Origin of the sequence: Yunchengibacter salinarum (assembly GCF_037658235.1) — a bacterium.
Lineage (GTDB): Bacteria > Pseudomonadota > Alphaproteobacteria > Sphingomonadales > Kordiimonadaceae > Yunchengibacter > Yunchengibacter salinarum.
Genome location: NZ_JBBJLN010000003.1, coordinates 188466 through 207086, shown reverse-complemented (window position 1 = coordinate 207086; position 18621 = coordinate 188466). Strand labels below are relative to the sequence as shown.

Sequence of the window (18621 nt, the reverse complement as noted above, 5' to 3'; positions counted from 1 at the left end):
ACGCTGCTTAAACGTTGTGCTTGCGATATGTTGCCTTCAACTCGTCACGCGCGATCACCATACGGTGCACCGCGTCCGGGCCATCCGCATAGCGCAAGGTGCGCTGAGCGTGCCACATAGGGGCGAAGGGGAAATCCTGGCTGATCCCGGCGCCGCCGTGCATCTGCATGGCCTCGTCGATCACCTTCAGCGACATGCGCGGGGCCACCACCTTGATCTGCGAAATATAGGGCCCCGCCTTGATGGCACCGATCGTATCCATCATGTGCGCCGCCTTCAGGCACAGCAGGCGCGCCTGCTCGATCTCGATGCGGCATTCGGCGATGATGTCGTAATTGGCGCCCAGCTTGGCCAGCGGACGACCGAACGCCTCCCGCTCCAGCGCACGGCGGCACATCAGGCCCAGCGCCCGTTCCGCCGCACCGATGGAGCGCATACAGTGATGGATGCGCCCCGGCCCCAGGCGGCCCTGTGCCACCTCGAACCCGGCGCCGCGATGATGAACCAGATTGTCTTTAGGTACCCGCACATCGTTGAAACGGATATGCATGTGCCCGTGCGGCGCGTCGTCATGGCCAAACACCATCATGGGGCGCAGAATCTCCACGCCGGGGGCGTCCCGTTCCACCAGGATCATGGAATGGCGATTGTGCCGGGGCGCGTCCTCCCCCTCCGTGCGGAGCATGGTGATGAACACCTTGCAGCGGCTGTCCCCCGCGCCGGAAGCCCACCATTTCTCGCCATTGATGACCCATTCATCGCCATCCAGCCGGGCTTCCACCGACAGATTGGTGGCATCGCTCGATGCCACGCCCGGTTCCGTCATCACATAAGCGGATCGGATGGTGCCATCGAGCAGCGGTTTCAGCCATTTTTCCTTCTGCTCGGCGCTGCCATAGCGTTCCAGCACCTCCATATTGCCGGTATCGGGCGCGGAGCAGTTGAACACCTCGCTGGCAAGTTGGGACCGGCCCAGTTCCTCGGCGATATAGGCATATTCCACCGTGGTCAGGCCAAAGCCCCGCTCGCTGTCCGTCAGCCAGAAATTCCACAGCCCTTCCCGCTTGGCCTGATCCTTCAGCCCGTCCAGGATTTCCGTCATGCGGGGGGTCAGGGTCCAGCGATCCTGGGCCCTTTCCACCTCGGCATGGTATTCTTCCTCCACCGGGATGATGTTCTCGTCGATAATGGTCCTGATGCGGTCCCGCACCTCGCGGCCACGCTCGCTCAACCCCAGATCCATGGTCATGACCCCTGCTCCCTCTGTTGGGCGCGCCTATCCGGCGGCCTGTTCCCGTGCATGGCGTTCCTGAAAATGCGCCCGGATGCCCTTGCGGTCCAGCTTGCCGCTGGCGATCAGGGGCAGCGGTTCGCGCTGAATCCAGATGGTCTCCGGCAGCTTGAAGGGGGCCAGATGCCTGCCCGCCTCATCCAGAATGGCTTGCGGCGTCAGGGCCGGGTCATCGCTCACCACCACGGCCCCCACGCGCTCCCCAAGGCGGGCATCCGGCAGGCCGAACACCATCACGTCCGCCACCCCCGGCACGGCGTGCAACACCGCCTCCACCTCCAGCGAGGCGATATTCTCCCCGCCGCGAATGATGATGTCCTTCATCCGGTCCACAATGTACAGATAGCCTTCCGCGTCCAGCACGCCCACGTCGCCGGTATGGAACCAGCCATCGGTCACGGCGGCGGCGGTGGCATCCGGGTCGCGCCAGTAGCCGCGCATATTGGCGACGGACTTGATCCACACCTCACCGCGCTCGCCGGTTGGCACGTCCCGCCCGTCGGGGCCAACAATGCGGGCCTCCACCAGCGGGAAAGTGGGCTTGCCGGTGCTGCCGGGCCGCTTCACATATTCGTCGCCGAACAATATGGCGCCGAGGGCGGTGGTCTCCGTCAGGCCATAGCCGATGCCGGGAAAGGCATTGGCGAAAGCCTGCTCTATCACCGGCACATGGTCCTTTGGACGCGCCGCGCCGCCGCCGCCGATCTGGCTGAGCGTGCTGGTGTCATAGCTGTTCAGGTCCGGGTGGGTGGCCAGTTCATAGGACATGGTGGGCACACCGGTGAAGGATGTGACGCCCTCCCGCTCGATCAGGCGCAGGGCCTCGCCCGCGTCCCATTTGTGCATACAGATCATCTTGCGCCCCAGCACCATGGACACCAGCGCCACCGGCAGCAGGCCGGTCACATGAAAGAACGGCACCGCCACCAGCGCCACGGGCTGGTCATCCGGGTCCGGTTTGGCCCCCGCCACCGTCAACAGGCCGAGCGCCATGACGACCCAGTTCATCAGCACGGATACCACCGCCCGGTGCGTGCTGACCGCCGCCTTGGGCGTACCGGTGGAGCCGGACGTGAACAGCATCATGGCGTCATCATCGGGGGCAATGTCCACATCCGGCCAGCGCATGGGCGCCTTGTCCGCGATCAGATCCGCGAAGCGATGGGCGGTCACGCCGTCCGGCACGGCATCCCGCGCCACGATCAGTTTCAGGTCCAGCTTGTCCTGCAAGGGGGCCAGGCGCTTTGCCCGGTCCGCATCCACCACCAGAATGGTGCAACCGGAAAGCCGGATCGCCTTTTCCAGCTCTTCCGTGCCCCACCAGGCATTCATGGCGCTGATGATGCCGCCCGCCCCGGCTATCCCCAGATAGGCCATCAGCCATTCCGGGTAATTGCGCATGACCAGCCCCACGGGCGTGCCCTTTTCCAGCCCCAGATCGTCCACCAGCGCACGGCCCAGCCGGGCGGCGCGGTCGATCGTTTGCTGAAAGGTGAAGCGGTCCTCGCCATATATCAGGCACTCCCGCTCCGGCTGGCGCAGCATCAGGGCCGTAGCATCGCGCAGATTGGCGGGCTGATTGGCAAAGGCGGTATAATCCACCCCGTCAAGGCGCACCGTGGTGGTGGCGAAAAGCGGCACCTTGTCCACAAGCGCACGCATCACACTGTCCAGCGGCGTGCCGGGTGGAACGGTTGGCAGGTCCAGTTGATCCAGCATGACCTTCTCCCCCGAATTACTGGCGTGGCGCGGGGCTCAGTACCCGCTCAGGGCGGCGAAGCGGTCGGCATGATAGCCATAATCGCCGTAAAGCTGCTGTATCACCCGCGCCCGCTTCAGATAAAAACCGATGTCATATTCGTCGGTCATGCCGATGCCGCCATGCATCTGAATGGCTTCATTGGTGGCAAGCACCGCCGCCTTGCACGCCTTGGCCTTGGCCAGCGACGCGAACCAGCCCACATCGCCGCCCTGATCGGCCATTTGCAGGCCCTTGAGCACGGCGGAGCGCGCGCCCTCCACTTCGCTGAACAGATGGGCCACACGGTGCTGAAGCGCCTGAAAGGCACCGATGGTGGTATCGAACTGCTTGCGTTCCTTCAGATAGGTCAGGGTCTGGTCCATCGCTTCAAGCGACACGCCCACAAGCTCGGCGGCCAGCACCATATTGACCCGATCCAGCGCCGCGCTCAGCACGGCATGGCCCTTGCCCGGCGCGCCCAGCGTGCCGCGCGGCGCCACCCCTTCAAAGGTGAGCTTGCCCCAGTGGCGGCTGTCCACGCTCACCACCCGGTCACGGATCAGGTGATCGGCGCCGCCATCCACCAGATAAAGCGTCAGGCCGCCCGCATCCCCCGGCGCGCCGGACTCGCGGGCCGCCACAACGATCAGATCGGCGGTGCAGGCATCGGGCACAAAGGTCTTGAGACCCTTGAGTGTGCCGCCCGCCACGCTCATGGCGGTTTTATCCGGCGCGAAATGGGGCGTTTCATCCAGCGCCAGGGTCATGGTGACCTCGCCGGACGCCAGCTTCGGCAACAGATCGGCTTGTGCCGCCGCATCGCCGGATTCACGTAAAAGCGCCGCGCCCACCACGCCGGTGGCGAAAAACGGGCTGGCGGAAAGCCGACGGCCCATTTCCTCCATCACGATGCCGGCGCCCACATAGCCGAAGCCGGTGCCGCCATGGTCTTCCGAAACCAGCAGACCGGCAAAGCCCATGTCCACCATTTCCTGCCAGAGTTCGGGCTTGTAACCGCGCTCATCGCCATCATCGCGCAATTGGCGAAGCTGGCTGACCGGCGCCTTTTCCGCCAGAAACCCGGCGGCGGATTCCTTGAGAAGCTGCTGCTCCTCGCTCAAGACCAGAGCCATCGGCCCCTCCCCTCGGTCGGTTCATGGTGCGGCGGGCTCCCCACCCGCCGCGCGTGATCTCTGGCGCCTTATGCGCTCGGCAGTTCCAGAATGCGCTTGGCGATGATGTTGAGCATCACCTCGCTGGTGCCGCCCTCGATGGAATTGGCCTTGGTTCTGAGCCAGGCGCGCGGCACCTCCCCGTCATTGGAGAACTGACCTTCCCACTCGAAGGCTTCCGAGCCATGGATGCGCATGATCAGTTCGTGCCGGTCCTTGTTCAGCTCCGTGCCATAATATTTCAGCATGGAGGAATAGGCCCCCAGCCCGGCACCCGCCTTCGCCTCGTCATTGGCGCGCTCCATGGTGTACATAAAGGCGGCAGCGTCGATCTCATGGGCGGCCATGTCCGTGCGCAGGAACGGGTCCGCTATCCGACCCTCGCCCAGGCGCTCTTTGGCGATGGCGTTGAGCGGCCTGGGAATGCGGGTGTCGCCGATCATGGCGCGCTCATGGGTGAGCAGATATTTGGCAATGGTCCAGCCGTCGCCTTCCTTGCCCACCAGATTTTCCTTGGGCACCTTCACGCCGTCCATGAAGGTCTCGCAGAAGGGGGAAGTGCCGGAAATCAGCTTGATGGGCCGGGTGGACACGCCCTCGCTCTCCATATCGAACAGCAGGAAGCTGATGCCGGTGTGCTTTTCCTTCGATGTGCGCACAAGGCAGAAGATCATGTCGGACTTGTCGGCGTAGGAGGTCCACACCTTCTGACCGGTGACCACATAATGGTCGCCCGCATCCTCCGCCCTTGTGCGCAGGCTTGCCAGGTCCGAGCCCGCGCCCGGCTCGCTATAGCCCTGGCACCAGCGGATTTCACCACGCGCAATGCGGGGCAGATGTTCTTTCTTCTGCTCCTCATTGCCGAATTTCAAAAGCGCGGGGCCAAGCATCCAGATACCGAAACTGTCCAGCGGCGAGCGCGCATTGATGCGCTTCATCTCCGCCCTCAGGATCTTGTCCTCTTCCCGACTGAGACCGCCGCCGCCATACTCCTTCGGCCAGGTGGGCACGGTCCAGCCCTTGGCGGCCATGCGCTCCAGCCACAGCTTCTGATCCTCGCTCTGAAACCGGAAATGGCGCCCGCCCCAGCAGATGTCCTTCTCACCGGACATGGGCGTGCGCATGGACTGCGGGCAGTTGTCCGCCAGCCATTCCCGCACATGGGTGCGGAAAGCATCCAGGTCGCTCATGATCGTCTCCCTCTCGTCGAATGGCCCGACCGGCCCTTTCGAACTCCCAATATGGTCATATCGTTTTTAAGACCGTACAGTCCATAATTATCTTTAAACGGGCGGCACGATGTCCCACACTGTTGTCAGGGAGATACGGGAAACCACGAGGGGGAAAGCCCATGACCATGGGGGAAAAAGCACCCGGACGGCTGGACATTCCAAGCCTGAAAAACACCGTCAGCGCCGAGGAATGGGCCGTGCGCGTCCATTTGGCCGCCGCCTATCGCCTGGTGGCGCTGATGGGCTGGGACGATCTGATCTACACCCATATTTCAGCCCGCGTGCCGGGCGGGGATCACCATTTCCTGATGAACCCGCTGGGCCTGACCTTTGACGAAATCACCGCGTCCAGCCTTGTGAAGGTGGACCTGAGCGGCACCAAGGTGATGGACAGCCCGTTCGAGGTAAACAAGGCGGGATTCGTCATTCACGGCGCCCTGCACGCCGCGCGGGAAGACGCCCACTGCGTGATGCATCTGCACACCGATTACGGCATTGCCGTTTCCAACCAGAAGGACGGCCTGAAGCCACATGCCCAGACCAACATCATAGCGGGGCTGAGCGTCGCCTATCACGATTTCGAGGGGCTGGCCGTGCGGGAGGACGAACAGGCCCGCCTGGTGGCCGACATGGGCGATGCCCGCGCCCTGATTCTGCGCAATCACGGCACGCTGACCGTGGGGCCGAGCGTGGCACAGGCATTCGAGCTGATGCACTTTCTGGAAAAGGCGTGCCGCATCCAGGTTCTGACCGAAAGCACCGGCGCCCCGCTTGTCATGCCCGACCGGCAGGCGATCGACAACACCGTGCGGGACGTGCTCTCGGTGGCGGGCGGCGACGGCGCGGATCGGCTGGTCTGGCCCGCCCTGCTGCGGCGCCTGGACCGGATCGACACCAGCTTTCGGGAATGAGCGCGCCCATGAACCAGATGCAGACCTTTCTGACCGGGCTTGGCGTGGAACGGCTGGACCGGCTGCTGTTTCGCGGTGAACCCAACAAGTGGCAGGGCGGCCATGTCTATGGCGGCCATGTGGTGGCGCAGGCACTGGAAGCCGCGGGCCTGACCGTGGACGCGCCCTATCGTCTGCACGCCATGCACAGCTATTTCCTGCGCCCGGGCCGGTCGGACATGCCCATTCTCTATGATGTGGAAGCCATGCGCGACGGGCGCTCCTTCGCCACGCGGCGCGTGGTGGCGGTGCAGGACGGCAAATCGATCTTTTCCGCCGCCTTCAACTATCATGTGCCGGAAGACGGGCTGAGCCACCAGATCGATATGCCGGACGTGCCGCCGCCCGAAGACCTGGGCGACGACGAAACCTATTATGCGCGCATATTGCGCCATCTGGCGGCCAAAACCGGCAAAAGCCAGGAGCGCCCCTATCTGCCCTTCGAGATGCGCTCGGTGGACCGCATGGATGTGGAAAACCTGACGCCAAAAGACCCGGTCTGCGGTTACTGGCTGAAACTGAAGGAACCGCTCGCCGCGGACGGGGCGCTTCATGCCCGGCTACTGGCCTATATTTCTGATTTCAATTTCCTGTCCGCCAATCTGCGCCCGCATGGAATGGTGCCGCGCCATCCCCGGCTGAAAACGCTGGCCAGTCTGGACCATGCCATGTGGTTCCACGCCCATGACATCTCGCTGAACGACTGGGTTTACTACAAGACCGAGGGATACTGGACCGGCGACGCCCGCGGGCTGGCGCGCGGGGCGATCTATAGCCGCGCGGGCACCCTGATCGCCTCCACCGCGCAGGAAAGCCTGCTGCGCCTGAAAGACCCGGACAACACCACGCCCGAAGGGGCCGATCAAGCACAAGGAGGCCCGTCATGACCCCGGACACCGCCCCGCAGGACACCGATGCCGAAACCCTGACCCGCCTGCTGAATGCCCAGCGCAGCGCCCATCTGGCGGACGGCCCGCCCGACCTGGCCACGCGGCGGGACAGGCTGAAACGCGCACTGGCCCTGCTGATGGCCAATCGGGATCGCTTCACGCAGGCAATATCGGACGATTTCGGCGAACGGGCGACGGAGACCACCCTGTTCGCGGACGTGGTGCCCAGCGTGACGGCGCTCAAGCAGGCGCTGGCCCAGACGGGCGGCTGGATGAAGCCGGAGCGGCGCCCCCTGCAATTCCCGCTGGGCCTGCTGGGCGCGCGGGCGGAGGTACGGCCCCAGCCCAAGGGTGTGGTGGGCCTGATCACGCCGTGGAATTTCCCGCTGACCATGGTGTTCGTGCCGCTGGCGCAGATGCTGGCGGCGGGCAACCGGGTAATGATCAAACCGTCGGAGCACACGCCCCGCACCAGTCAGCTTTTCAAGGCATTGTTCGCGGACGCCTTCACGCCGGAGGAAGTGGCCGTCACCCCCGGCGGCGTGCCCACCAGCCAGGCCTTTTCCGCGCAGCCCTTCGACCATCTGATGTTCACCGGCGCGCCGAATGTGGGTAAGCTGATCATGGCCGCGGCCAGCCGGAACCTGACCCCCGTAACGCTGGAACTGGGCGGCAAAAGCCCGGTGGTGCTGGGTGAAAGCGCGGACATGGCCATGGCCGCCGAGCGCATCGCCACCATGAAGCTGCTGAACGCGGGCCAGATATGCCTGGCGCCGGATTATGTCACCCTCGCCCCCGGTCAGCGGGAAGCCTTCGTTCAGGCTTATGAGGCAAAGGCGGCGGCCATGTATCCAACGCTGATGGAAAACGGACAGTACACCTCCATCATATCGCCCCGCCACCGGGAACGGCTGGAAGAAACCCTGCAAGACGCCCGCGACAAGGGCGCTGATGTGCGCGTCATCAACCCGGCGGGGGAAACCTTCACCGGCCAGAACAAGGCCAACAAGGTGCCCCCGGCGCTGGTGCTGAACCCAACGGACGACATGCGCATCATGCAGGAGGAAATCTTCGGCCCGCTGCTGCCCGTGCGCACCCATGACCATGTGGATGCGGCGGTGGACCATATCAACGCCCGGCCCCGCCCGCTGGCGCTGTATTATTTCGGCAATGACAAGCAGGAAGAAGACCGGGTGCTGGCCCGCACCACATCCGGCGGCGTCACGGTGAATGACTGCCTGTGGCACGGCGGACATGAAACCCTGCCCTTTGGCGGCGTGGGAAACAGCGGCATGGGCCGCTATCACGGCGTGGACGGCTTCCGGGAATTTTCCCACCTTCGGGCCGTACTGCGCCACCCGAAACGGATCAGCGTGGGCCGCCTGTTCGGCGTCGTGCCGCCCTATGGCAAGCGCCTGCAACAGACCGCGAAGCGCCTGATCGGGCGGTGAGCCACATCAAAGCGAGGGGGAACAGTCCATGGACGTGAAAGACAGGGTCATCATCATCACCGGCGGCGCCAGCGGTATCGGCGCCGCGCTGGGCCGCCTTTTCGTAGAGGAAGGCGCGGCCCATGTGGCGCTGGCGGACCTGGACCGGCCCGGCGCCGAGGCGGTGGCCCATGAGATCGGCGACCGTGCCAGCGCCCACGGACTGGACGTGACCGATGCCGCCGCCGTGAAGGCACTGGTGGACACGGTGGAAGCCAATCACGGCCCGGTGGGGCTGTATGTGTCCAATGCGGGCATCCTGGTGGCGGACACGCCGGATTTCACCATTTTCAGCGCGTCGGACGCGGACTGGCGGAAAAGCTGGGATGTGAATGTGCACGCCCATCTTCACGCCTGCCGCGCCGTGCTGCCCGGCATGTTGGCGCGCGGCGAAGGCGGTTTCCTGATCACCGCCAGCGCGGCGGGGCTGCTGTCCCAGATCGGGGCCAGCGCCTATTCCGCCACCAAGCACGCCGCCGTGGGCTTTGCGGAAAGCCTGGCCATCACGCACGGGGACGACGGCATCTATGTGGCGGCGCTATGCCCGCAGGCGGTGGAATCGAAAATGAGCGCCGGGGCGGAAGACTCCAGCGCCGCGCTGGACGGCGTCATGCCCGGCCCGGAAATGGCCCGCCGCACGCTGGACCAGATGCGCGAGGGGCGCTTCATGATCCGCCCGCACGAGCAGGTGGAACAGTATTTCCAGGCCAAGGCGGCGGACTATGACCGCTGGGTTGGCGCCATGCGCAAGCTGCGCCGCAAGCAGATGGAACGCACCGGGCGGCCAATCTGACATCATCGAATCAACCGGAACCAACGGGAGGGGAGCCCCAATGGACTATACAAAACTGATGGACTTCACCGGCAAGGTGGTGCTGGTCAGCGGCGCCAGTCGCGGCATCGGGGAAGCGATCGTGCGCGCCTTCGCCGCCAATGGCGCGGATGTGATCGTCTCCTCCCGCCGTCAGGAAAGCTGCGATGCGGTGGCGGAAAGCATCGTTGAAGCGGGCGGCAAGGCGGCGGCAAAGGCCGCCCATGCGGGCCATATGGACGAGATCACGGCCCTGATGCAGTGGGTGGAGGCCACCTATGGCCGGCTGGACGTGCTGGTCAATTGCGGCGGCACCAACCCCCATTTCGGCCTGATCGGCGACACCCCCGAATCCGCCTTCGACAAAACGGTGGACGTGAATGTGAAGGGGCCATTCTATCTGTCGGCGGCGGCGGTGAAAATGATGGAAAAACAGGGCGGCGGCGCCATTGTGAACGTGGCCTCCATCAATGGCATCAGCCCCGGCCAGTGGCAGGGCATCTATTCCATGACCAAGGCGGCCCTGATCAACATGACCAAGGCATATGCCCATGAATATGGCGACAAGGGCATCCGCGTGAACGCCATCTGCCCCGGCCTTGTGGAAACGAAGATGACCAGCGCGCTCACCAGCAACCCGGACATCATGGAGACCATCACCAGCCGCTTCGCCATCAAGCGCCCCGGCCAGCCGGACGACATGGTGGGCGGCACGCTCTATCTGGCCAGCGACGCGGCGGCCTTCACCACCGGCACCACGCTGGTGATGGATGGCGGCTACAGCGCCTGATCCGGCGCGAAAACAAAGGGGAGGCTCGCATGGAAAAAAGCCTGAACAAGACCATCGACGTGCGCGAGGGCGAGGAGCTGGACCCCGGCGCCGTGGACCGCGCCATGAAGGACCGTATCGAGGGGCTGACCGGCACGCCGGACATCCGCCAGTTCGCCAGCGGCCATTCCAATCTCACCTATTCCGTGCGCTATGGGGACCGCGCCTTCGTGCTGCGCCGCCCGCCCTTTGGCACCAAGCCCAAATCCGGCCACAGCATGATCCGCGAATACCGCGTGATGGCGGCGCTGAAGCCGGTCTTCCCGGCGGTGCCCCATACCTATTTCCACATGACCGAGGAAGAAAGCCCGCTGGGCGCCGAATTCTATGTGATGGAACAGGTGGAGGGCGTGAAACTGGGCCGGGACATCCCGGCGGACTGGCACTTCGGACCAAAAGAGAACCGCAAGCTGTGCGACACCTTCTTCAACACGCTGATCGACCTGCACAATGTGGATTACAAGGCGATCGGGCTGGATGATTTCGGCAAGCCGGAAGGCTATGTGGAACGCCAGATCAGCGGCTGGAACCGCCGCTATGAACGCGCGCTGACGGACGATGTGGAACCTTTTGAGGACGTGCGCCAGTGGCTGGAGGAAAAGCGCCCCGCCGGCGAGGTGGGCCACGCCATCCTGCACGGCGATTACCGGCTGGACAATGTGATCCTGAACCGGGACAACCCCTTCCGCATCGAGGCGATCCTGGACTGGGAGATCAGCGCGCTGGGCGATCCGCTGATGGACCTGGGCAACACGCTGGCCTATTGGTCGGACGATGACGACCCGGACGAGATCAAGGCCATGCGGATGCAGCCCTGCCTGAATGAGGGCATGATGACCCGTGCCGAAATCTGCGAGCTTTACGCCCGCCGCACCGGCCACGACCTGTCCAACTTCGATTTCTACCTGGTCTACGGCGTCTTCCGCCTCGCCGTGATCCTGCAACAGATCTATGTGCGCTACAAACTGGGCCAGACCCAGAACCCCGCCTTCAAGGGCTTCGGCCAACAGGTCACAATCCTCGGCAATCACGCCAGACGGCTGATCGAGAAATCGGGGATGTAGAGGTGTTTACCCCTCACGCCTGAGCGCTTCGCGCTACGGCTCCGCGAGGGCGCCGCACTTGCGGCGGGGCGCGGTCGCGCGCTTTATCTTACCGCTCACGCCTGAGCGCTTCGCGCTACGGCTCCGCGAGGGCGCCGCACTTGCGGCGGGGCGCGGTCGCGCCCGTCGGATGGGTCTGTGCCTGGGCTTACGGATACAATTCCGTCACCGTCCAGCCGTCGCCGGCTTCTGTCAGGTCGTATTGATGGCGGTCGTGCAGGCGGTATTTGCGGTCGCGCCAGAATTCGAAGCGGTGGGGGATGACGCGCACGCCGGTCCAGCGTTCGGGGCGGGGGATTTCGCCGCTGGCGCCGAATTTGGCCGTATATCGGGCGATTTCCTTTTCAAACTCGAAGCGGCCTTCCATGGGGCGGCTCTGTTTCGATGCCCAGGCACCGATGCGGCTGGTGCGCGGGCGGGAGTGGAAATAGGCGTCCGCTTCCGCATCGGGCACGATTTCCGTCCGCCCTTCGATCCGCACCTGGCGGCGCAGGGATTTCCAGTGGAACAGCAGGGCCGCCTGGCCGTTGGCCTCCACCTCGCCACCCTTGCGACTGTCCAGATTGGTGTAGAAAACGAATCCGCGCGGGTCATACCCCTTCAGCAGCACCATGCGCAGGCTGGGCTGCCCCCCCGGATGCGCGGTGGCGAGCGCCATGGCGTTGGGGTCGTTGATTTCGCTATTCTCCGCCTCGGCAAACCACTGGCCGAACAGCGTGAAAGGGGCGTCAAAGGGTTTTTCCGTCTCGTTCATCATGCATCCCTGTCTGTTCCATCTTGCCCATACCCACAGCATCTAGTACGCCACGGATCGAACCCACAATATTCGTTGTGTCGCGCCCCCCGGATGACCTAAACTGGGCCACCCCCGGCGCGGGGGCCCGCAACAACATCCGCAATGAGTAGATCATAAAGCCAATGCGTGATCCCTACACCATATTGGGCGTGGACAGGAATGCCAGCCAGGAGGCTATCAAGAAAGCCTATCGGCAGCTTGCCAAGGAATTGCACCCGGATCGCAACAAGGACCGGCCCGGCGTGGCGGATCGCTTCAAGGAGGTGTCCGGCGCCTATGCCATTCTTGGCAGCGAGGAACAGCGCCGCCGCTATGACCGTGGCGAGATCGACGGCCATGGTAATGAACGCACCACCGCCGATGCGGGCTTCGAGGCGGCGGGCGCCGGGGCACGGGCGCGGGACCCCTTTGGCCGGGATTTCCGGCGCGGCACCGGGCCGGGCGGCACGGGCGGCGGCGGATTCGATTTCGACGACGCGGAGGACGTTTTCAGCGAATTTTTCCGCTATACCGGCGCCGGGCGCAAAACCGGCGCGGGCAGTCGGGCGGGCGCGGGCGCCGGGCGGCGGCGCAGCAGCGGCGCCAAGGGCCGTGCCCCGCACCAGCGCGGCATCGATATCACCTATGAACTGACCATCGGCTTCGAAGAGGCGATCCGCGGCACCACCCGCCGCCTGACCCTGAACGATGGCCGCAATATGGACATCACCATCCCCCCCGGCATCCGCAGCGGCCAGGTGATCCGCCTTGCCGGTCAGGGCGGCGAAGGGCTGGGCGGCGCCCCCAAGGGCGATGCGCTGGTGGAAATCCGTGTGGCGGCCCACCCCTATTACACCCGCAAGGGCAACGACATCCTGCTGGACCTGCCCATATCGCTGGATGAAGCGGTACTGGGCGGCGACATCGCGGTGCCCACACCGCGCGGCACGCTGACCGTGCGCATCCCGCGCGGCTGTTCCACCGGTCGGCGGCTGCGGCTCAAGGGCAAGGGCGTCAAGGGCCGGGATTTCGAGGGCAACATGTATGTGACCCTGAAAGTCATGCTGCCCAAGGAGCGGGACAAGGAACTGGAAGCCCTTATCAAGCAATGGTCCGGCGGCAACGGCCCCGCGCTGCGTCGTCAGGCCGGTTTGAGCTGATCGTGGTCGGCGGCCCGCACAAGGCGCCCGAACCATCCCCCCTGACGGCCTTCCTGTGGGCATTATGGCGCACGATCCGCGCCCATGGCCGCATCTGGCGGGACGCGGCCCGGCTTTTCATCACCCGCGACGGCCCCATGGCGGCGGGCAATATGGCCTTTCTGGCCATGCTGTCCCTGTTTCCCTTCGTCATCTTTCTGGTGGCGGTAAGCGGCTTTCTGGGCCAGACCGATCAGGGCCTCAGGGCGATCGAATTCGCCTTTTCCGTGCTGCCCGGCGAAGTCACCGCCGTACTGGACGGCCCCATTCAGGGCATCATCAACAACACCCGGCCCGACCTGTTGACCGGCTCCATCCTGTTCGCCCTGTGGGCCGCCGCGAACGGCGTGGAAGCAGCGCGGGACGCCATATTGCGCATCTATGGCAAGGACAATGCCGCCGCCATGTGGCAGAGACGGCTGGAAAGCCTGGGTCTGGTGATCGTGGGCGCAGTGCTGGCCATCATCGCCATGTCCATACTGGTGATTGGCCCGGCCCTGATCAGCGCCGCGCGGTCCCTGTTTCCCGACAGCCTCAATTCCGGTCTGACAACCCTTTGGGCGCTGCTGAAATTCGGCGTCAGCCCGGCACTTCTGACCCTTGGCCTTTACGGCGTCTATCTGGCGCTCACCCCGCGCAAGCTGGGCCGCGCCCGCCGCCTGCCCGGCACGCTGTTCACGCTGGCCGTGCTGCTGGCGGGGTCGCGCGGGCTCGGCGCCTATCTGGCCTCGGCGGGCACCTATGACGTGACCTATGGCTCGCTGGCGGGGGTGGTGATCACCCTGCTCTTCTGTTTCGTGCTCTCGCTGGGCTTTGTTTTCGGCGCGGCGCTCAATGCCACTTATGAAAGCCATATCCGCCGCCGCCGGGGGCAGAAACCGCTCGCCGTGCTGATGGAACTGGGCGGCTTCTGGGACCCGGACACCCGCGACCCGGATCAGCCGAACAGGCCGGCGGGCGGCGGCGACAATTGACGGCACCGGCCAGTGCTGTAGGATCGCGGCCAAACCGGTGCGTTCACGCACTTGAAAAGATAAAGGATGGGATATCGATGACAGGATTGATGAAAGGGAAACGCGGCCTGATCATGGGGGTTGCCAATGACCGCTCCATGGCCTGGGGCATCGCCAAAAAATGCGCCGAGGAAGGCGCCGAACTGGCCTTCACCTACCAGGGGGAGACACTGGCCCGCCGCGTTGGCCCTCTGGCGGAAAGCGTGGGCGCGGATTTCGTCGAGCCCTGTGATGTCTCGGACAGTGAAAGCATCAGCGGCCTGTTCGACAAGCTGGCCAACAAGTGGGACCGGCTGGATTTCATCGTCCATGCCATCGGCTTTTCCGACAAGTCCGAACTGCGCGGGCGCTTCATCGATACCAGCCGGGAAAATTTCCTCAACACCATGAACATCTCGGCCTATTCCTTTGTCGCCGTGGCGCAGGAAGCGGAAAAGATGATGCATGAGGGCGGCTCCATGCTGACCTTGACCTATTACGGCTCCGACAAGACCGTGCCCCACTATAATGTAATGGGGCTGGCCAAGGCGGCGCTGGAATCCGCCACCCGCTATATGGCTCGCGATCTGGGGGAAAAGAACATCCGCGTGAACGCCCTGTCCGCCGGGCCGATCAAGACGCTGGCCGCTTCCGGCATCGGCGATGTGCGGATGCTGCTGAAATACAATGAACTGAACGCCCCCATGCGGCGCAACATCACCCTGGATGACGTGGCCGGGGCCGGGGTTTACATGCTGTCGAACCTGTCGTCCGGTGTGACGGGCGAAGTGCATTTCGTGGATTGCGGCTTCAATACCACCTGTATGCCCACCGATGAAGCGGTGATGAAACGCGCCATAGACGGCTAGGAAAAGCCCATGTCAGTGAATAGTTTCGGGCATTTGTTACGCATGACCACCTGGGGCGAAAGCCACGGGCCGGCCATCGGCTGCACGCTGGACGGTGTGCCGCCCCGCATACCGCTGGACGAAAGCTTCATCCAGCATTTCCTGGACCAGCGCCGCCCCGGGCAGAGCCGCTACACCACACAGCGCAAGGAACCGGACAAGGTGCGCATCCTGTCCGGTGTCTTTGAAGGGCAGACCACCGGCACGCCGATCCAGTTGATGATCGAAAATGCGGATCAGCGCAGCAAGGATTATGGCAATATCGCCGAGACTTATCGCCCCGGCCATGCGGACTATACCTATGATGCCAAATACGGCATCCGCGATTATCGCGGCGGGGGCCGGTCCAGCGCGCGGGAAACGGCCAGCCGGGTCGCCGCCGGGGCAGTTGCGCGCCGGGTGCTGGAAACGGTGCTGGATGCGCCGGTAACCATTCGCGCGGCGATGATCCAGATGGGCACCGATGCGGTGGACCTGCTCGATGTCAACTGGGATCAGGTGGCCCGGAACCCGTTCTTCTGCCCCGATGCGGAAACCGCCACACGCTGGGCCCACAGCCTGGATGAGCTGCGCAAAAACGGCAATTCCGTGGGCGCCGTCATTCAGGTGGAAGCCATCGGCCTGCCCGCCGGTCTGGGCGCACCGGTCTATGCCAAGCTGGATGGGGACCTGGCCGCCGGGCTCATGTCCATCAATGCGGTGAAGGGGGTGGAGATCGGCGCGGGCATGGCCGCCGCCAGCCTGACCGGACGCGACAATGCGGACGAAATGGAACCGGGCGCGGACGGCAACCCCGTTTTTCTGTCCAACAAGGCGGGCGGCATACTGGGCGGCATTTCCACCGGCCAGCCACTGATCGCCCGTTTTTCGGTCAAGCCCACAAGTTCCATCCTGATGCCGCGCAAATCGGTCACCCGCAGCGGGGAAGCCACGGAAGTGGTCACCAAGGGGCGGCATGACCCCTGCGTGGGCATCCGGGCCGTGCCCGTGGCGGAAGCCATGATGGCGCTGGTGCTGGCGGACCATGCCATGCTCCACCGCGCACAGTGCGGTAGCTAAACAGGCACCCATGCGGGCGCCCGTGCCCGCCAACAGTGCCCGTTGACCCTGCCTGGCCACGCCCGATTGCGGGTGCGCGGGTCAGCCTGCCCACCCTGCCTTGATGCCATGAAAAAGCGGCTGCCCCGATGTGGGACAGCCGCTTTGAAGATACAGGATCGACGAAAGGCTGCTATTCCGCCGCGGCGGGGCCACCCGTGGCGTTCTCGTCGTCCTCGCGGCCATGGGACTGGGCTTCATCAATATCCTTGAGGAAGCTTTGCACCACGGTCTTCAGTTCGTCGCTCTTGCTGGAGAGGATATCCGAAGCCTGATCCACATCTTCGGACGCGGATCGGTTTTCCTGCACACCGTCCTTCAGCCCCTGAATGTTGCTGGTCACGGTATCCGTGCTGGACGCGGCCTCCCCCGCGCTCTGGGAGATTTCCGACGTGCTGGAATTCTGCTCCTCCACGGCGGACGCAATGGTGCCGGCGATCTCGTTCGTTTCCTCGAACACCTTCAGCATCACCTCCATATCCTTGGAAGCATCCAGGCCCATCTTCTGCACGGTGGTAATCTGGCTGCGGATATCCTCGGTCGCCTTTGCGGTCTGGGTCGCCAGATTCTTCACCTCGCTCGCCACCACGGCAAAGCCGCGCCCGGCATCGCCCGCCCGCGCCGCCTCGATCGTGGCGTTGAGCGCAAGCAGATTGGTCTGTTCCGCAATGTCGTTGATCAACTGCACCACGTCGTCGATCTTGGTCACATTGCTGGCCAGTTCCTGCACAAGGCTGTTGGTGCTCTGGGCCTTGGTGGTGGCATCCCGCGTCATTTCCGCCGAGCGGGACACCTGGCGGCTGATCTCCTGGATGGAAGCGGACATTTCCTCCGACGCCGCCGCAACGCTTTGCACATTGCTGGCCGCCTGTTCCGCGGCCGCCGCCACTTCGGAGCTCTTGGCCTCGCTGTCCCCGGCGATTTCCGTCATCTTGCTGGATGCGCTCTTCAGGTCCGCGGAAGATTGCGTCAGCGCCGCCAACACGTCCGCCACGCTGCCTTCAAAGCTGTTGATGGCCTTTTCCAGCATTTTCTGGCGCCGGGCCGTGCGTTCCGCCTGCTTGCGCTCCTCGCGGGCCTTTTCCTCCATGCGTTCGCGCTCCCGGCGTTCTTCCTCTTCCTTGCGCTGCTGCTCTTCCTCTTCCTTGCGTTTCTGTTCGGCACGCAGGCGGGCCTGCTCCTCAAGCCCGTCACGGAAGGCTTTCAGCCCGTCCGCGATCCGGGACAGGGTGGCATCCCTAGGCTGGGGAATGTCCACATTGGTATCGCCGGTGGCCAGCGTATCCATGACAGCCACCTGACGATTGATAGGGTTCACCACCATCCGGGCCACGAACAGGCAGACAATCACGATCACCAGGCCAATACCCGCCAGCAATATGATCAGATTGATGGTGAAGACATCGGAAATCTGATCCTCTGCCGCGCCCTGCATGGCATTGCGGGCCTTGGTGAGATTCACGTTCACCGCCGCCATCAGGTCGGTTGCGGTCTCGTCCATCTTGCCCAGCGCACCCTCCAGGGCATTGAGACGGGGCGCCTCCTCGAAGCGGAAATTGGTGCTGGCGCCGTCGAAATCACCCGCCCCCATCAGGGCAATCGTGCGGTCATTGGCCTCCGTGAACATCTCAAGGCGCCGTTCCATGGACCGGGCCAGCCGCATGACCACGGCAAAGGCACGCCGGGCATCCAGCGGCAGGCTGCCCGCCGCCTTCCCGTCCGTCAGAGTCACCGCCGGGTCTTTCGACACGAATCCTTCCCGGTCCAGCAGAGTCATCATGGTCTCGCTATTGGACGACAGGCGACCGATGACGGCTTTCAATTCGGATATCTCGGATCGGGTCTGGCTAGTCATGTCAGCGTTCTGCGTCATCAGGGCGGTCTGGTGAACGCGGCTGACGGCGCTGGCCTGTCGAATAGCCTGCGCCATGCTCTGCCGCAGTTCGGATACGGCGTCTTCCACCTTGGCATTGCGCGCCTGCAAGGCTGTAACGGACTCCCGGCTTTCACTCACCACCGAGTTCACCTGCCCGTTGCCGATCAGATTGGCCATGCCCAGAAGCACCGCCGGCAGCACTGAAATGGCCAGTATCTTGCCGTGCAGGCCGGCCATCAGTTCTTTCATTTTCTCCCACATGCT

16 protein-coding genes are annotated in these 18621 nt (G+C 64.2%); 10 read left to right on the top strand and 6 right to left on the bottom strand.

Annotation, left to right across the window (positions count from 1 at the left end; translation table 11 throughout):
- Window positions 1-7: 7 nt before the first annotated feature.
- The 4 genes from WGH93_RS04505 to WGH93_RS04490 form a co-directional block, all read right to left on the bottom strand.
- Window positions 8-1249 carry an acyl-CoA dehydrogenase family protein gene (locus tag WGH93_RS04505; protein WP_374763666.1) on the bottom strand — a complete coding sequence of 414 codons (1242 nt, stop codon included), beginning with the start codon at window positions 1247-1249 and terminating at the stop codon, window positions 8-10.
- Between the two features lie 27 nt (window positions 1250-1276).
- The gene (locus tag WGH93_RS04500) at window positions 1277-3010 is read right to left on the bottom strand and encodes a class I adenylate-forming enzyme family protein (protein ID WP_374763665.1); all 1734 of its coding nucleotides are present in this window, start codon (window positions 3008-3010) and stop codon (window positions 1277-1279) included.
- Between the two features lie 36 nt (window positions 3011-3046).
- The gene (locus tag WGH93_RS04495) at window positions 3047-4165 is read right to left on the bottom strand and encodes an acyl-CoA dehydrogenase family protein (RefSeq protein ID WP_374763664.1); all 1119 of its coding nucleotides are present in this window, start codon (window positions 4163-4165) and stop codon (window positions 3047-3049) included.
- 68 nt (window positions 4166-4233) lie between these two features.
- Window positions 4234-5394, bottom strand: a complete 1161-nt coding sequence (locus WGH93_RS04490; RefSeq protein WP_374763663.1) for an acyl-CoA dehydrogenase family protein — start codon at window positions 5392-5394, stop codon at window positions 4234-4236.
- 161 nt (window positions 5395-5555) lie between these two features.
- On the opposite strand from WGH93_RS04490, the gene WGH93_RS04485 reads away from it, so the two are divergent.
- Genes WGH93_RS04485 through WGH93_RS04460 form a run of 6 tightly spaced genes read left to right on the top strand, consistent with a single transcriptional unit; the run spans window position 5556 to window position 11470 of the window.
- The gene (locus WGH93_RS04485; protein ID WP_374763662.1) at window positions 5556-6347 is read left to right on the top strand and encodes a class II aldolase/adducin family protein; all 792 of its coding nucleotides are present in this window, start codon (window positions 5556-5558) and stop codon (window positions 6345-6347) included.
- 8 nt (window positions 6348-6355) lie between these two features.
- Window positions 6356-7273, top strand: coding sequence for an acyl-CoA thioesterase (locus WGH93_RS04480; RefSeq protein ID WP_374763661.1), 918 nt, complete (start codon window positions 6356-6358; stop codon window positions 7271-7273).
- Window positions 7270-8727, top strand: coding sequence for a coniferyl aldehyde dehydrogenase (locus WGH93_RS04475; protein WP_374763660.1), 1458 nt, complete (start codon window positions 7270-7272; stop codon window positions 8725-8727). Before WGH93_RS04480 ends, WGH93_RS04475 begins: the two co-directional genes overlap by 4 nt.
- Before the next feature lie 28 nt (window positions 8728-8755).
- Entirely contained in the window at window positions 8756-9559 is an 804-nt protein-coding gene (locus WGH93_RS04470) for an SDR family oxidoreductase (protein WP_374763659.1), read from the top strand.
- Window positions 9560-9599: 40 nt separating this feature from the next.
- Window positions 9600-10367 carry a glucose 1-dehydrogenase gene (locus WGH93_RS04465; RefSeq protein WP_374763658.1) on the top strand — a complete coding sequence of 256 codons (768 nt, stop codon included), beginning with the start codon at window positions 9600-9602 and terminating at the stop codon, window positions 10365-10367.
- Window positions 10368-10396: 29 nt separating this feature from the next.
- Window positions 10397-11470: a phosphotransferase family protein gene (locus WGH93_RS04460; protein ID WP_374763657.1), complete on the top strand. Its 1074-nt coding sequence runs from the start codon at window positions 10397-10399 to the stop codon at window positions 11468-11470.
- A 187-nt stretch (window positions 11471-11657) separates the two neighbouring features.
- Here WGH93_RS04460 and pdxH read toward each other — a convergent pair whose 3' ends face one another.
- Entirely contained in the window at window positions 11658-12263 is a 606-nt protein-coding gene (pdxH, locus tag WGH93_RS04455) for a pyridoxamine 5'-phosphate oxidase (protein WP_374763764.1), read from the bottom strand.
- Between the two features lie 164 nt (window positions 12264-12427).
- Between pdxH and WGH93_RS04450 the strand changes: the two genes are divergently transcribed.
- The 4 genes from WGH93_RS04450 to aroC all read left to right on the top strand — a co-directional run bounded on the left by WGH93_RS04450 (window position 12428) and on the right by aroC (window position 16442).
- Window positions 12428-13444: a DnaJ C-terminal domain-containing protein gene (locus WGH93_RS04450; RefSeq protein WP_374763656.1), complete on the top strand. Its 1017-nt coding sequence runs from the start codon at window positions 12428-12430 to the stop codon at window positions 13442-13444.
- A 2-nt stretch (window positions 13445-13446) separates the two neighbouring features.
- Window positions 13447-14457, top strand: a complete 1011-nt coding sequence (locus WGH93_RS04445; RefSeq protein ID WP_374763655.1) for a YihY/virulence factor BrkB family protein — start codon at window positions 13447-13449, stop codon at window positions 14455-14457.
- Window positions 14458-14534: 77 nt separating this feature from the next.
- Window positions 14535-15344, top strand: coding sequence for an enoyl-ACP reductase FabI (locus WGH93_RS04440; protein WP_374763654.1), 810 nt, complete (start codon window positions 14535-14537; stop codon window positions 15342-15344).
- A 9-nt stretch (window positions 15345-15353) separates the two neighbouring features.
- Window positions 15354-16442: a chorismate synthase gene (gene aroC, locus WGH93_RS04435; protein WP_374763653.1), complete on the top strand. Its 1089-nt coding sequence runs from the start codon at window positions 15354-15356 to the stop codon at window positions 16440-16442.
- A gap of 172 nt (window positions 16443-16614) precedes the next feature.
- On the opposite strand, the gene WGH93_RS04430 is transcribed toward aroC, so the two are convergent.
- Window positions 16615-18618 (bottom strand): methyl-accepting chemotaxis protein, encoded by a 2004-nt coding sequence (locus WGH93_RS04430; protein ID WP_374763652.1) that lies wholly within the window; start codon window positions 18616-18618, stop codon window positions 16615-16617.
- Window positions 18619-18621: the final 3 nt, after the last annotated feature.